Source organism: Aeromonas sp. S11(2024) (assembly GCF_041402345.1).
GTDB lineage: Bacteria > Pseudomonadota > Gammaproteobacteria > Enterobacterales > Aeromonadaceae > Aeromonas > Aeromonas veronii.
In genome coordinates, this window is the sequence record NZ_JBGLRC010000012.1 from 51,634 (window position 1) to 64,783 (window position 13,150).

At 55.7% G+C, this 13,150-nt stretch carries 15 protein-coding genes; 7 read left to right on the forward strand and 8 right to left on the reverse strand.

The features are described 5' to 3' along the window. Positions 1-121 precede the first annotated feature (121 nt). The gene (gene queF / locus ACB040_RS11930) at positions 122-970 is read right to left on the reverse strand and encodes an NADPH-dependent 7-cyano-7-deazaguanine reductase QueF (RefSeq protein ID WP_139437260.1); all 849 of its coding nucleotides are present in this window, start codon (positions 968-970) and stop codon (positions 122-124) included. Between the two features lie 204 nt (positions 971-1,174). Here queF and syd point away from each other — a divergent pair, with 204 nt between their 5' ends. Beyond that, a complete protein-coding gene (gene syd / locus ACB040_RS11935) occupies positions 1,175-1,723 on the forward strand; it encodes a SecY-interacting protein (protein WP_219295997.1) in 549 nt (182 codons plus the stop codon). A 92-nt stretch (positions 1,724-1,815) separates the two neighbouring features. On the opposite strand, the gene ACB040_RS11940 is transcribed toward syd, so the two are convergent. The 5 genes from ACB040_RS11940 to ACB040_RS11960 all read right to left on the reverse strand — a co-directional run bounded on the left by ACB040_RS11940 (position 1,816) and on the right by ACB040_RS11960 (position 4,748). Continuing rightward, positions 1,816-2,601, reverse strand: coding sequence for a Zn-ribbon-containing protein (locus ACB040_RS11940; protein WP_219295998.1), 786 nt, complete (start codon positions 2,599-2,601; stop codon positions 1,816-1,818). Positions 2,602-2,604: 3 nt separating this feature from the next. Next, positions 2,605-2,901, reverse strand: a complete 297-nt coding sequence (locus tag ACB040_RS11945; RefSeq protein ID WP_204481184.1) for a DNA-binding protein — start codon at positions 2,899-2,901, stop codon at positions 2,605-2,607. 84 nt (positions 2,902-2,985) lie between these two features. Beyond that, the gene (locus tag ACB040_RS11950) at positions 2,986-3,222 is read right to left on the reverse strand and encodes a DUF2789 family protein (RefSeq protein ID WP_005338602.1); all 237 of its coding nucleotides are present in this window, start codon (positions 3,220-3,222) and stop codon (positions 2,986-2,988) included. A gap of 74 nt (positions 3,223-3,296) precedes the next feature. Then, positions 3,297-3,596: a DUF3301 domain-containing protein gene (locus ACB040_RS11955; protein WP_005349738.1), complete on the reverse strand. Its 300-nt coding sequence runs from the start codon at positions 3,594-3,596 to the stop codon at positions 3,297-3,299. Positions 3,597-3,707: 111 nt separating this feature from the next. Further along, entirely contained in the window at positions 3,708-4,748 is a 1,041-nt protein-coding gene (locus ACB040_RS11960; protein WP_113738991.1) for a DUF3549 family protein, read from the reverse strand. Between the two features lie 276 nt (positions 4,749-5,024). On the opposite strand from ACB040_RS11960, the gene ACB040_RS11965 reads away from it, so the two are divergent. From ACB040_RS11965 to ptsG, 6 genes are all read left to right on the forward strand, one after another. After that, positions 5,025-5,360: a YqcC family protein gene (locus ACB040_RS11965; protein ID WP_005338596.1), complete on the forward strand. Its 336-nt coding sequence runs from the start codon at positions 5,025-5,027 to the stop codon at positions 5,358-5,360. Next, positions 5,357-6,130, forward strand: a complete 774-nt coding sequence (gene truC, locus ACB040_RS11970) for a tRNA pseudouridine(65) synthase TruC (protein WP_019445213.1) — start codon at positions 5,357-5,359, stop codon at positions 6,128-6,130. The genes ACB040_RS11965 and truC overlap by 4 nt, the downstream gene beginning before the upstream one ends. Positions 6,131-6,220: 90 nt before the next feature. After that, on the forward strand, positions 6,221-6,661 hold the full coding sequence (locus ACB040_RS11975; RefSeq protein WP_167557788.1) for a flavodoxin: 441 nt from the start codon (positions 6,221-6,223) through the stop codon (positions 6,659-6,661). A 513-nt stretch (positions 6,662-7,174) separates the two neighbouring features. Then, positions 7,175-8,545 carry a carbohydrate porin gene (locus ACB040_RS11980; protein WP_338774048.1) on the forward strand — a complete coding sequence of 457 codons (1,371 nt, stop codon included), beginning with the start codon at positions 7,175-7,177 and terminating at the stop codon, positions 8,543-8,545. A gap of 74 nt (positions 8,546-8,619) precedes the next feature. Beyond that, positions 8,620-9,552 carry a MalM family protein gene (locus ACB040_RS11985; protein WP_302246394.1) on the forward strand — a complete coding sequence of 311 codons (933 nt, stop codon included), beginning with the start codon at positions 8,620-8,622 and terminating at the stop codon, positions 9,550-9,552. 423 nt (positions 9,553-9,975) lie between these two features. Next, positions 9,976-11,406 (forward strand): PTS glucose transporter subunit IIBC, encoded by a 1,431-nt coding sequence (ptsG, locus tag ACB040_RS11990; protein WP_338774053.1) that lies wholly within the window; start codon positions 9,976-9,978, stop codon positions 11,404-11,406. Positions 11,407-11,674: 268 nt separating this feature from the next. Here ptsG and ACB040_RS11995 read toward each other — a convergent pair whose 3' ends face one another. Continuing rightward, the gene (locus ACB040_RS11995; protein ID WP_005338583.1) at positions 11,675-12,058 is read right to left on the reverse strand and encodes a DUF3461 family protein; all 384 of its coding nucleotides are present in this window, start codon (positions 12,056-12,058) and stop codon (positions 11,675-11,677) included. Positions 12,059-12,184: 126 nt separating this feature from the next. Next, entirely contained in the window at positions 12,185-13,012 is an 828-nt protein-coding gene (gene dapD / locus ACB040_RS12000; protein WP_005338581.1) for a 2,3,4,5-tetrahydropyridine-2,6-dicarboxylate N-succinyltransferase, read from the reverse strand. Positions 13,013-13,150: the final 138 nt, after the last annotated feature.

Consider the following 13,150-nt stretch of genomic DNA (forward strand, 5'->3'; position numbering starts at 1 on the left):
AAGTGGGTTTCGTCTGGATTTTATTATCCAGCACCCTTATCACAGCTGCGTAAAGCATCGATCGAAACCTTTTGCCAGTCATGGAGGGCGGTGCGACTGCCCTCTCTGTCGCAACTCGACTTTATTGGCGGATCAGACGCAAGTTGGCGGGCACGGCTTCGAAATCGGAGCGGAACGGGTTGATGTCGAGGCCGCCGCGGCGGGTATAGCGGGCATAGACGGTCAACTGCTCAGGCTGGCAATAGTGCTTGAGGTCGATGAAGATGCGCTCGATGCACTGCTCGTGGAACTCGTTGTGTTGGCGGAACGAGATGAGGTAGCGCAGCAGCTTCTCCCGATCGAGTTTCGGCCCCTTGTAGCGGATCACCACAGAGCCCCAGTCGGGCTGGCTGGTGACCAGACAGTTGGATTTGAGCAGGTGGCTGTGCAGGGTCTCCTCGACCAACTCGCTACCGGCTGCCCCTTGCAGTAGGGACGCATCAAACTCGTAATTGTCTACCTCGATATCCTGCTCATCAATACACTCGCCGGGCAGCAGGGCAATCTGGTGCGGCGCCTTGTCTAGGGGGAACAGGGTCACCTTGACGGTCTCGCCCGCACAGGCACTCAGATCCTTGGTCAGCATGGCGGCGACTGCCTCGATAGAGTCGCAACGGGTCTGGTTGAAGGAGTTGAGGTAGAGCTTGAAGGATTTGGATTCGATCAGGTTCGCACTGGTGGCAGGAATGGTCACTTCCCCCACCGCTACCATCGGCTTGCCCTTGGCGTTGAGCCAGGAGAGCTCATAGAGGGTCCAGACATCGCAACCGCTAAAGGGCAGGTCATCGCCCAGCTGGAGGTCATCCCGGTTCAGGCTACGTGGAACCGGTTGCAGCAGGGAGGGGGTGTACTGGCTGATGTAATCGGATTGCTGGCCCAGGCTCAGGCCGGTCAGGGCGCTGGCCCCGGCGTATCTATCTTGTTTGCTCACAGGGTTGCTCACGTAATCTGCTCATGATGAGTGGAATGAAACGGGCCATTGCAGGGCCGGATGGTTGCAGCCGTTTGGCTTGGGCGTCGGCCTCTCTGTATCCCGGGTTCTGTTTCTCGGGTCGCAAGGTCGGCTGGCAACCTTGTCTGTTACCGGGTTTGGTGGTGCAATAGCGGACTTTGCCAGCAATTGTGGGGATTTTCGATGTCGGATCAAGTTTTGTCTGCCCTGGAGCACTTTTTTGCCCGCTGGCAACGGGATGGCGAGGCCAGACGAGGCCTGCCCCTGTGCGAGTGGGAGGCGGACTGGCGTTCCCCCTGCCAGCTTGGTGAGCCCGCCGATGGTCGGGTGGCCTGGCGTCTTCACCATCGTCCCGAACCCGCCGACTTTACAGCCATGGCCGATGCCCTCGAGCTGACGATTCATCCCAGCGCCATTGCCCTGTTCGGGCACTGGTTCAGCCGCCCCATCCCCTGCCTTTTCAAGGGGCTGCGCCTTGAATTGCTCCTGCCGTGGAACGACGCGGATCTTGACCTGCTCAAGGAGAACCTCATCGGCCACTTGCTGATGCTGCGCAAGCTAAAACGAACCCCCTCCATCTTTATTGCCACCACCCGCAACGAGATGACGCTCATCTCGCTGGATAACGAGAGTGGTCAGGTGTGGCTGGAGTGGCTCGATTCAGGCCGCCGTCTGACGCTGGCGCCCTCTTTGCCGGCGTTTCTGGAACGGCTGGAGACGTTGCCGCAATAGCACCTGTTCGAGCCATGGTTACCCATCGGAACGAAAAGAGCCTTGCCATGCGGCAAGGCTCTTTTTTATTGCATCGCGTACAGGGAACGCGATTAATCCTTGAAATCCCAGGAGAGGTTGGAGACCAAGCGACAGCTGTCGCACTTGAAGTCGAAGATCTCGTGCAGCGGCTCTGCCAGCGCCCACTCACCGCCACAGCTGGGGCAGGGTCGCACCCTCTCCTCGGCCGCGCTCAGCCCGCCCACCCGGTAGAGGTAGTAGTAGGTGGGGATGCCGCTCAGCACTTCCAGCCGTTTGGCCAGATCGCTGCCGCGCCGGTAGAGGCGGCTGCCCACTTCGCCGATTTCGTGCAGCGCCGCATGTTCGGCGATGGAGCCGTTCATCTGCAACTGATCGCACGCCTCCCAATCCTCCTGCCACTTGATGATCTGCTTCTGATCGCCGTTGGCGACCGCGGGCAGTTGGTAGAGCGGAATGGGGGCGAAGTGGTCGCCACAGCGCAGCGGCGAGCAGGTGTGCAGGAAGCTGGTGTAGAGCAGCATCCAGCTCGGCCGCTCGCCCTGCTGGCCGCAAGGATCTGTGCTGTCGGAGAGCAGATCCGCCCCCTGCAGCTGGAGTTTGGGCGCCAGCAGCCCCGCCTGGTTGAGCTGCTGCTCGGCCAGTTTGACCTGCTCGCTCTGGTTGTCGGGGTGCAGGCTATCCTGCTCCGGACAGACCACCCGACTGACGAAATAACCGTCGTGCATGCTGGTGGGGAACTCCCGTCCGAGGATCTGGCCCTGATAACGCAGCATGTCGAGGTAGTTGACGATGGCCCGCTCGGCGTCGCCAAGGGAGGTATCGCGGTAACACTCAAAGCAGAGTTCGACGATATACATGGTTCAGCCTTGCCCCTGCTGGAGGAGCAGGTCGGTCAGGCGATCCACCTTCTGTTCGATGCGCGCGAGCTGTTCGGCGAGTTGCTGCAGGGTGAGCTCCGGTGCAGGTTGGGGCACGGCCTCTGGCAGGATCTCGCTCTCGGCGGTCGCGACGGGCTGCTGCTTCCACTGGCTCAGCACTTTCAGCAGCTCGGCCATCGGCACGGGCTGGGTGAGGCGGGCCTTGATCATGGCGGTGGTGGGCGTCAGGCCCTTGGAGGCCAGCTCGTTGGCAATTCGGATGATCTCGTGGGCGGACATAAGCATGCTCTGGGTGAGAAGGAGGGATCGATATCGGGGCGGGATCTTAACCAAAGCCGGCAGGGGAGGAAAGGGGCGGGCGGCTTAGCGGGGCTGGCGCAGCATCACATCGAGCTGGTCGATCGCCTCGCACCAGTCGGAGTCGTTCCACAGGGCATCGCGCAGAAAGCTGGCCTGGGCGGCGTTCCAGAAACCGGCCTCCGGCAACAGGGTTTCATTGTCGAGGTGATGGTCGTGCACAAAGCGGTGCAGGCTCAGCTCGTCGTTGGCCATCCCAAGCTGGGCAAACAGGGCTGGCAGATCGTGGACAAGGGGTTCCATCTCGTCTCTCCCTTTGTTTAATCCCTGAGATTATAGACAGGCACAGCCATCGGGCGCAGAGACGAGATTGGGGATCAGGCAGAGGGGATGCGATGGGGTGGCAGATCGACACCCACGACGTGCAGCCCCTGCATCTTGAGGGTGCCCTGATAGTGGCTCTCGCCATCGCTGGAAAATTCAAACTGATAGTGAGTCAGCAGCCGCAGGGGATTATGTGCCAGCTCCCGCCGATGGCGAGCCAGTGACAGCAGTTGCAGGTCATGGTGCTGGCAGTAGCGGCGCATATATTGCCAGGCCACTTCTGCCTGTTGGCGTTGCAGCCAGAACAGGCCGGCAATCGCAATCAGCAACAAAATTCCGAGCATCTCTCCCATAGGCGGGCTTCCTTATCGTGATGTCGATAACCGGGAGTCCTGCTCGGCACTCCCGATCTCCTTTTCTATTTCCCGCCGTGTTGCCTCGTGGCGTGAGGGGGAGGCGAGGGATCAGGCCGAGGCAAACAGACGGCCGATGGCCTTGCCCAGCGCATCGCTGCGGTTGGGGTCACGCAGTCTGGCCAGCATATCATTGCGCAGGGCCGGTAAAGTGACCAACTCGGCAAAAACCTGATTGAAGAACTGGGTCGGTTGCAGTGCCAGTTGTTCCAGATAGTGGCTGAGCAGATTGGCATCTTTCAGGTCGGGCCAGAGCCGGCCCGCAATGGCGAGCAGCAGCGCCGGGCTTGGCTGGGTTTGCAGCAGGGTCAGCAGCTTGTTGGTGCGCAAAGTGCTGCCGGGGCAGGAGGCCATGGCGCGGCAGAGGTAGGCCAGGGTCTCCGGGTTGGGGGCGGCGCACTCCTGCTCCTTGCCGATCCGCTCGAGCAGGGCGCCTTGTACTGCCGGCGGCAGCGGGGCGTTTTCAAGGCTCTGGCAGAGAGCATAGAGCGGCTCTTGCGGCAGTTTGGGCAGCGCCTTGCAGATCAGCGCCAGATTGCGCTCATCATGCAGCCGCTCGGCAAGGTCGGCAAAGCCCTGCAGCCCCAGCGTCTGCCAACCGGTGTCGTTGGGGGCGGCCAGATAGTGGCAGAGGGCATCGTAATAGGCAGAAGGGGCCTGCTCCAGCTGGCGCGCCAGCTTGGCATGCAGACTGGCCATCTTGGCCTCCGCCGGGCGGAAGGTGTAGGGATTGTCGGCCAAGCGCTGGGCTTTCTCTTCATCCAGATCGCCGGTGAGCTTGTAGCCCAGGGTCTCCACCACCTGATCCATGAACAGCTTGGGGCCATTTGACATCAGCAGGCCGCGCTCATCGAGGGCAAACTTGAGGAACCAGAGGTAGTGGCGAGACTCGCTCGGCTGGAAGAAGTGCACACCCAGCCAAGCGTGCTGTTGCAGCGGCCAGGGATAGGGCTCTTGCTGCTGTTCGATGCGCACAAAGGTATCGCTTGCCAGTGGCCGCACCTGGCGGCCCATGTCAAACAGCTGGAACTGGGTGCCAGCCTGAGTCAGAAATTCGGTCAAGGTATTGATGGCAGTAGGCGTCGCAGACATGGTGAGATCCGGCTAATGGTGATGCGGGCCGATTATAAGGCCCTTGCCGAGGATAGCCAGTGGCAGCAGACGCGTGTTGCGGCAGATATCAACATGGCAGCCATGCGGGGGGAGGTGTATAGTATCGCCCTTTTTTAACGGCGGCAGGCCGCGCTGGCTGCCGTGTATGTCGACGAGCCGGCTGAATCGCTGGTGCTGTGCGACTGAATGTATCGGCATCCTGGCTGACCCTGTCGGGTCGGCGGATCAATTTGTGGTTATGAGGAAGAGAGCGAGATGAATCAATATTTGCTGGTAGCTGGCCTGTTGGGGGAACTCACCGCCGAGTTGCAGCGCCTCGAGCGCTGGCAAGCTGACCATCCCGGTGACGAAGCCCTGGCAAGCACCCTGCCTTTTTGTGTCGATACCCTGAGCTTTGATCAGTGGCTGCAGTTCGTGCTGATCCCGCGCATGGAGCAGTTGGTGATGTTGCAGGCTCCGCTGCCGACCAGCGTCTCCCTTTATCCCATGGCCAGCGAAGTCTATAAAGAAGATCTGGCCGAGGCAGAAGCGCTGCTGCGCCTGATCGCCCGCTTCGATCTGCTGCTTTCCGGCAAAGTGATCGAACAATGATGCCTGCGCAAACTCGAGAAGAGAGTGACCTGAAGCTGACCCTGCTCTATCAGGATGAGTGGCTGGTGGCGGTCAACAAGCCGTCCGGTCTGCTGGTGCACCGCAGTTGGCTCGACAAGGGCGAGACCCGTTTTGCCATGCAGATGACCCGGGATCTCATCGGTGGTCGCCATGTCTATCCGGTGCATCGCCTCGACCGACCCACCTCCGGCGTGCTGCTGTTTGCGCTCGATCCGGTGATTGCCCGCGCACTGACCGAAGCCTTTACCCAACGTCAGGTGCACAAGGAGTATCTGGCATTGGTGCGTGGCTGGGCGCCCGAGCAGGGGGTGATCGACTATCCCCTCAAGGAGCAGCTGGACAAGATTGCCGATGCCATGAGCAACCCGGATCGCCCGGCGCAGGATGCCGTCACCACCTTCCGTCGCCTGCATCAGGTCGAGCTGCCCCACGCGGTCTCCAAGAAGCACCCCACCAGTCGCTACAGTCTGGTCAGATTGTTCCCGAAGACCGGCCGCAAGCATCAGCTGCGCCGCCATATGGATCACCTGTTCCACCCCATTGTCGGGGATACCACACACGGGGATGGTCGTCACAACCGTTTCTTTCGCGAGCACTTTGGATGCGAACGGCTGCTGCTGGTGGCCCGCACCCTGAGCTTTACCCATCCGGTGCTCAAGGTGCCGATGCGGATCCAGGCGCCACTCGGTCAGGATGTGCTGCGCCTGTTTGCCGAGCTGGGCTGGCCCGCCAGCGAGAGCGACTACTAAGCGCCTGATCCTCAGCCCTGAACCGGTGGCATCTGACGCCAGCTTGCTGATAGAGTTGCTCAAAAGAGTGACTCAAGCAGGGAGAGGAGAATGGCGCAGATCGATATCGTGGTAGGAACTGTCTATGGCGCAGCCATGCTAGTGGCCGAGACCTTGGCAGATGAGCTGGAACGCCAGGGGCATCACTGCACCCTGCACGAAGAAGCACGGCTGGCGGACATTGACCCCGGCCGTTTTTTATTGCTGGTCAGTGCTACCACAGGGCAGGGGGACATTCCTCCCAATCTGCAGCCCTTTGCCAGCGAGCTGGCTGACAAGGCGCCCTGGCTCAAGGGGCTGCGGTATGCCTTGATTGCCATGGGGGACAGCAGCTATGACCATTTTTGTGGTGCGGGCCGTCGGCTGGACGGATTGCTGCAAGAGCTGGGCGCCACGCGAGTGATTCCCTCGCTAGAGCTGGATGCTACCGTGCACGATGAACCCGAACAGGTGGCACTCAGCTGGCTGAAAAAGTGGGATATTCAGCCCTGAATATTCTCTGAAATAGAGCCATATCAATCCCCTGACCCTTAACCGGCAGGGGATTGTTATTTGTGAACTGTCATTTCTCATATGTTCCCATAAATTATCTCTGTTGTTGTTTTATTTTTCTCTTTTGAGTCCTCTTTCGTATGGAAATATGTACATAGTTCTTTCTAAATAGTTCAATCGCTGAAAGCGATTTCAATCATGTTTTTAAAGAATTGTGGAGCTAATGAGACATTTCTTGATGGCTTATATTTTTGTTGGTATCGCTTTCAAGTGGTTTTTTATTGCTTTAAATCTGATGCCTTGGGTTTTATTTCTGCTTATTTGTTGTTTTTGAGGGTTTTTTTTGTGCTTTTTGTTGTGGTTTGGCAATGGGTGTTCATTTTGTGAGTGTTGTCATATCACCCAGCTGGCATGCTCCATATAATCGCATCTGCTTGTCACTTGGATATATCTACTGGCTAAGCCTTGATTATTAGGACATCACTCATCCTCAGCGGGAAAAGGAAAATGACAATGAATGCAAAATGGCTTCCGATAGCTGCCGCAGTAAGTATGGCGCTCTCTTCCGGTGTTGTTGTTGCTGCTGACGCAGATAATGGTTGGGAAGTACATGGTTATGGTCGTCTGGGTGGTCAATGGAATGGCGATGGCGCCAGCAAAATGAACACCTTGGGGAAACAGGACTACCGTACTGTGACCTCTATGGATGAAAATGCCAACCAGGTCGAGTTGTCTGTAAAAAAGAAATTTGAAGGAAAAAATGGTGTAAAGGGTGAGTTTGTCACTCGTGCCGAATATGGTAACCAGAATGCAGGTGACACAGGCTATTTTGTTTCCTCTGAAGGCTCACTGCAGACAAAGCGTGATGATGCCCAATTTGAAATGAAAGAAGCCTATGTGGAGCTGGCTGGTTTTGATTTCCTCGATAAGGATACCAAGATTTGGGCCGGGCAACGTTATTTGAACCGTGAACAAGGGATCTTGACCAAAGAGTTCTGGAAGCAATCTTCGGGTGTCGGTGCTGGTTTCCAGAATGGTGGTTTTGGTATGGCCGTGGTATCAGCTGATGATGCAGGCCAAGTGCGTAATAGCCATGACTTCGGCAAAACCGGTGAAAACCGCACCGCTACGTCACTGAATGTTTTTTATTATGGTTTGCAAGCTCTTGGTGGCACTTTCGACTTCGATTTGAAGGGGATGAAGCAGTCCAATACCGATGCTGATGCCGCATCAAACAAAGATTCGGTTACCGGAAAATATACTAAAAATGCAGACACCGGTGTTGGTGCCTCTATTGCCTATAACCGCGATTATTATGGTTTTAAAGGTTGGTCCAAAACGGCTATCGCTTATGGTGAAGGTATGGCCTCCAATCGTGGGGTTAACTTCGGCTCCTGGAACGGTGGCACCGTTGGTAAAGACTCCAGCGCGCTGTTCTTCACCTCTTATGGTGTTGCCGAAGTGGCTCCTCGCTTGCAGCTTGGTAGTGAGCTGACTTACTGGGCCCCGCAACATGTGAACTGGGGTGGCGATCTCGACGTTGCCCGCACCATCTTTGCCCTGCAGCCATCCTATAAGGTCAATGACAATCTGCGTTTGATCCTTACCGGTTCCTATGCGAACGAGAAAGTTGAAGATCAGAATGGTAAAGCACAGTGGGGTCGCACGGATGTAAATACCCAGTTCTATGCTTTGGAAGTAGCTACGGCATTCACTGTTGATGCAGACTACTGGGGACGTCCACAGATCAAACCCTTCGTGACCTGGGTGAAATCCAGCGATGAAAATGCCTCTGGTGCGATCAGCATTGACTCCACCAAAGACAACGGCAAGCTGTCTACCTCACAAGTGTTCTTCGGGGTTGAAGCTGAAGTATGGTTCTAAGCTGATTCTCAGCTAACAGTAAAAGAAGCGGCGCATGTTCATGCGTCGCTTCTTGATTTAAAGGAATAGCTATTATGAGACGTAACACGAAAGTGGCAGTGATCGTGGCTGGAGTTCTGCTGTTGGGTGGGTGTGCCAGTCATAGCTCACAGTCAATTCCGGATTCTGGATTCGCTACCTTGATGGCGTCTCCCGCATGTTGCACGGATTTTGCTCAGATGCCCCTTGATGCATTGCCAGATGATGACAGCACTCTGGAAGTAGTCTTGGATTCTTCTTCGCCTGTATTTGACTTCAATGATGGCAAATCTTACTTCAAAGCCTTTCAGCTGCCCAAGCAGCGTAGCCAAATAGATATCATGCTTAAGTCTTATTTCACTGATAGCATCATGTTGCCAAGTGTGCTTTTTTTAGACAAAAAGCTAAGGGTTATAAAAGAAGTCAATGCTGAGCAATTCCAGCTCGTTTATGGCAGCATCGGTCGTCGTATTTCCCTGGATAGCCATATTACCTTAGACCAAGCGTCATCTGGCCAGCAGGCTGAGTTTATGATTATCAAGGCGGACCCCAAAAGTCGTCAGGGTGAGACTAAGGTAATGTCTGCGGCAAGAAAATGGGCAAAGGAGACTGGCTTGGCCGAGCCGGTGGAAGCTGATCCTGTGTTCTCACATAGCATGTCTGGTAATTTAGCTCTGTCGGTGCGTTCATCTGGCCAGCTCTTGAGTTCAGGGCAGGTAATGTCATTAGGTGCAGTGCAAAACCAGTCCATCACTCCCTCACCTCAGCCTACCGTAGGCAATAGCAAAAGTGCCATTGTGTTACCAGCATCAACTTCAGCACCTGCCATGCTGAGTGAAACAGAAGCCTTCTACCAGAGCCAGATCGAAAAAGCGGTCAAGGCGGGGGATATCGACAAGGCGATGAAGCTGGTGAACGAGGCCGAGCGGGCTGGTTCAACCAAAGCAAAAAGCGTGTTTATTGATGCGGTCAAGCGCTCGCAAAAATAGAGTAATACGACCGTTTGCTGGTCAGATATATTTGTTGAGGCCTCCCTTGTTGGAGGCCTTTTTAATCGGTAGACTGTAATAAATAAAAATCACGCCGTTACATTGAGTTACAATGAGTTTCCATTCGATATGAATAGCATTATTAAATTACAAAGTGAAACTGCTATTTATATGTTTTTGTAATAGAGTGATAATGCGGATTAGTAACTTATATTAGATGCGTTTTTTAGCCGCTAAACAAGTTGTGATCTTCCCTCCAAATTCAATATTCCCCCGCCTTCGAAAGCAGCAATTTATGACCCGCTGGGTTATATTCTGATGGTCAAAATAAACAAGCCCGACTCGAAGATATCTGAATGAATCAGTCCTTATTTCATCCAGATAGATCGTTCAGGGACGACAATCCATTCAGGAGCGCACACAATGTTCAAAAATGCTTTCTCTAATCTGCAAAAGGTTGGTAAGGCGCTGATGCTGCCAGTATCAGTCTTGCCAGTCGCAGGTATTCTGCTGGGGGTGGGTGCTGCCCACTTCAGCTGGATGCCGGAAATTGTCTCCCAATTGATGGAGCAAGCCGGTGGTTCCGTATTTGGCCAGATGGCCCTGCTGTTTGCAGTGGGTGTTGCTCTGGGCTTTACCAATAACGACGGTGTATCCGGTCTGTCAGCTATCGTTGGCTACGGCATCATGGTCGCAACCCTGAAGGTCATGGCACCTGTGATGGGTGTTGAAACCATCGAAACCGGCGTGCTGGGTGGTATCCTGGCCGGTGGTATCGCTGCCTGGGCCTTCAACCGTTTCTACAAGATCCAGCTGCCAGAGTACCTGGGTTTCTTCGCGGGCAAACGTGCCGTACCCATCATCACCGGTTTCCTCTCCATCGGTCTGGGTGTGATCCTGTCCGTGATTTGGCCGCCAGTGGGTGGCGCCATCGGTGCCTTCTCTGACTGGGCTGCCAACCAGAACCCGGTACTGGCCTTCGGTATCTACGGCGTGGTTGAGCGCTCTCTGATCCCGTTCGGTCTGCACCACATCTGGAACGTACCGTTCTTCTATCAGGCTGGTACTTGCGTTAACGGTGCCGGTGAAACTGTTCACGGTATCATGACTTGCTTCCTGACTGCTGATGACGCGTCCCGCGCTGCCGGTAACGGCTTCGGTCAGCTGGCTGGTGGCTATCTGTTCAAAATGTTCGGTCTGCCTGCTGCTGCGTTCGCCATCGCTCACGCTGCCAAGCCGGAAAACCGCGCCAAGATCGTTGGTATCATGGCCTCTGCAGCCCTGACCTCTTTCCTGACCGGTATCACCGAGCCGATTGAATTCTCCTTCCTGTTCATCGCTCCGGTTCTGTACGCAATCCACGCTGTACTGGCTGGTCTGGCTTATGTGCTGACCAATTCTCTGGGTATCGTACACGGTCACACCTTCTCCAACGGCTTCATCGACTTCGTGGTGCAATCACCGCGTGCCGACAACATGCTGCTGCTGGTAGGTCTGGGTCTGGTTTACGCGGCCATCTACTACGTCGTATTCAGCTTCGTTATCCGTGCCATGAACCTGAAAACCCCGGGTCGTGAAGACGAGACTGCTGAAGAGGCCGTTGGCCAAGGCAAAGACGAGATGTCTGCTGCTCTGGTTGCCGCCTTCGGTGGTAAAGAGAACATCGCTTCTCTGGATGCCTGCATCACCCGTCTGCGTGTTGGCGTGAAAGATGTTTCCAAAGTTGACCAGGCTGGTTTGAAGAAACTGGGTGCTGCCGGTGTGGTAGTGGCTGGTTCCGGCGTTCAAGCCATCTTCGGTACCAAGTCTGACAACCTGAAAACCGACATGGACATCTGGATGAAGAGCAACTAATTCTGTTGCCTGAATATCAGCGTGTTTGAAGAGGGAGGCGAAAGCCTCCCTCTTGCTATTTCTGGTTATGGATCGTGCGAGTCACAGCAGGTCGAGCTCGGCAGGAGTCTCTTTGCCCAAGGGGCGATATGTAACGGGATGCCCTCTGTCGGCACAACTGCTGGTGTGCCTCGCGGCGCCCTATCGCACGTCATCACCAGATAAACCCATATAAAGTCAGCCAATAAAAAGAGCGCCACCAGGGCGCTCTTTTGTCGCGTCGGGGGGATTAGAGTTTCTCCAGATCCCGTTCGATTTCGCTGATCTTGTTTTGTACCACTTTTTCCAGATGGCGCAGGTCGCGCAGGATCTTCTGCTTGATGTCCGGGTCGGCCTGCTGATGGACGCCCTGGGTCAGGTTGTCCAGCTCGTCCACCACATACTTGAGGTTGGCGTTGATCTCGGTGACATCCTTGTACTCATGGGTACCGGAGTCGACCAACATGGTTTTGCGCTGGCGGGGATACTTGAATTTGACACTCTTGGCGAAGAACTCGCCCTTCTGCTTCTTGAAGTAGATCTTGAGGATGTCGTGGTTGGCCTCTTGGCGCAGGGTATAGCTGTCGACGGAGGCGGGATCCTGGATCCCCAGGCTCTTCAGATTCTCGTACATCAGGCTTCCTCGGTTTGAAACGATCCTGTCCCATCCATCTTAACCGATGCCTCATGGCTTGCCTGTGACAGGGGCGCCAAAATCAAAAGGGCGCCATCAGGCGCCCTTTCATCACAGCAATGCTGATTACTCGTCGATGGAGCGCAGCAGGGCGTTGATGCCGACTTTGGCACGGGTTTTGGCATCGACCTTCTTGACGATCACCGCCGCGTAGAGGCTGTACTTGCCGCACTTGGAGGGCAGGGAGCCGGAGACGACCACGGAGCCAGCAGGTACGCGGCCGTAGTGGATCTCGCCGGTTTCACGGTCATAGATGCGGGTGGACTGGCCGATAAAGACGCCCATGGAGATGACGGAACCTTCCTCGACGATGACCCCTTCAACCACTTCGGATCGGGCACCGATAAAGCAGTTGTCTTCGATGATGGTCGGGTTGGCCTGCAGTGGCTCCAGTACGCCACCGATGCCGACGCCGCCGGAGAGATGCACGTTTTTACCGATCTGGGCGCAAGAGCCGACAGTGGCCCAGGTATCGACCATGGTACCTTCGTCAACGAAGGCGCCGATGTTGACATAGGAGGGCATCAGCACGGTATTGGGGGCGATAAAGGAGCCTTTGCGGGCTGTTGCCGGCGGCACCACGCGCACACCCGCTTCCTTGAACTGCTCGGCGGTGTAGTTGGAGAACTTGAGGGGAACCTTGTCGTAGTACTGGGCATCGTCGCCCTTGATGATGCCGTTGTCGTTGATGCGGAAGTAGAGCAATACCGCTTTCTTCAACCACTGATGGACAACCCACTCACCGGCGATCTTCTCGGCAACCCGTGCCTTGCCAGAGTCCAGCAGGTCGATGGCTTGCAGGATGGCGGACTTGGTGGCGCTATCCACGGAGCCCGGAGTAATGGTGTCGCGGCGCTCGAAGGCCGCTTCAATGATCTGTTGCAACTCGGTCATGACAGGTTTCCTTTAAAAAATTTTGTTTGTTGTATCACACTTTTCCGACTGTTTTTAAGGGGTTGACCGGAATTCTTCCGGCCAGCGGCCATTTCTTCATCCGGTGTGTGCCAACCAGTTGTTTGGCATGGCAAAAAA

Excerpts from the sequence above, each read along its gene's own strand:
- syd (WP_219295997.1), top strand. The coding sequence starts at position 1,175 with ATGTCGGATCAAGTTTTGTCTGCCCTGGAGCACTTTTTTGCCCGCTGG.
- ACB040_RS11940 (WP_219295998.1), bottom strand. The coding sequence starts at position 2,601 with ATGTATATCGTCGAACTCTGCTTTGAGTGTTACCGCGATACCTCCCTT.
- ACB040_RS11945 (WP_204481184.1), bottom strand. The coding sequence starts at position 2,901 with ATGTCCGCCCACGAGATCATCCGAATTGCCAACGAGCTGGCCTCCAAG.
- ACB040_RS11950 (WP_005338602.1), bottom strand. The coding sequence starts at position 3,222 with ATGGAACCCCTTGTCCACGATCTGCCAGCCCTGTTTGCCCAGCTTGGG.
- ACB040_RS11955 (WP_005349738.1), bottom strand. The coding sequence starts at position 3,596 with ATGGGAGAGATGCTCGGAATTTTGTTGCTGATTGCGATTGCCGGCCTG.
- ACB040_RS11960 (WP_113738991.1), bottom strand. The coding sequence starts at position 4,748 with ATGTCTGCGACGCCTACTGCCATCAATACCTTGACCGAATTTCTGACT.
- ACB040_RS11965 (WP_005338596.1), top strand. The coding sequence starts at position 5,025 with ATGAATCAATATTTGCTGGTAGCTGGCCTGTTGGGGGAACTCACCGCC.
- truC (WP_019445213.1), top strand. The coding sequence starts at position 5,357 with ATGATGCCTGCGCAAACTCGAGAAGAGAGTGACCTGAAGCTGACCCTG.
- ACB040_RS11975 (WP_167557788.1), top strand. The coding sequence starts at position 6,221 with ATGGCGCAGATCGATATCGTGGTAGGAACTGTCTATGGCGCAGCCATG.
- ACB040_RS11980 (WP_338774048.1), top strand. The coding sequence starts at position 7,175 with ATGAATGCAAAATGGCTTCCGATAGCTGCCGCAGTAAGTATGGCGCTC.
- ACB040_RS11985 (WP_302246394.1), top strand. The coding sequence starts at position 8,620 with ATGAGACGTAACACGAAAGTGGCAGTGATCGTGGCTGGAGTTCTGCTG.
- ptsG (WP_338774053.1), top strand. The coding sequence starts at position 9,976 with ATGTTCAAAAATGCTTTCTCTAATCTGCAAAAGGTTGGTAAGGCGCTG.
- ACB040_RS11995 (WP_005338583.1), bottom strand. The coding sequence starts at position 12,058 with ATGTACGAGAATCTGAAGAGCCTGGGGATCCAGGATCCCGCCTCCGTC.
- dapD (WP_005338581.1), bottom strand. The coding sequence starts at position 13,012 with ATGACCGAGTTGCAACAGATCATTGAAGCGGCCTTCGAGCGCCGCGAC.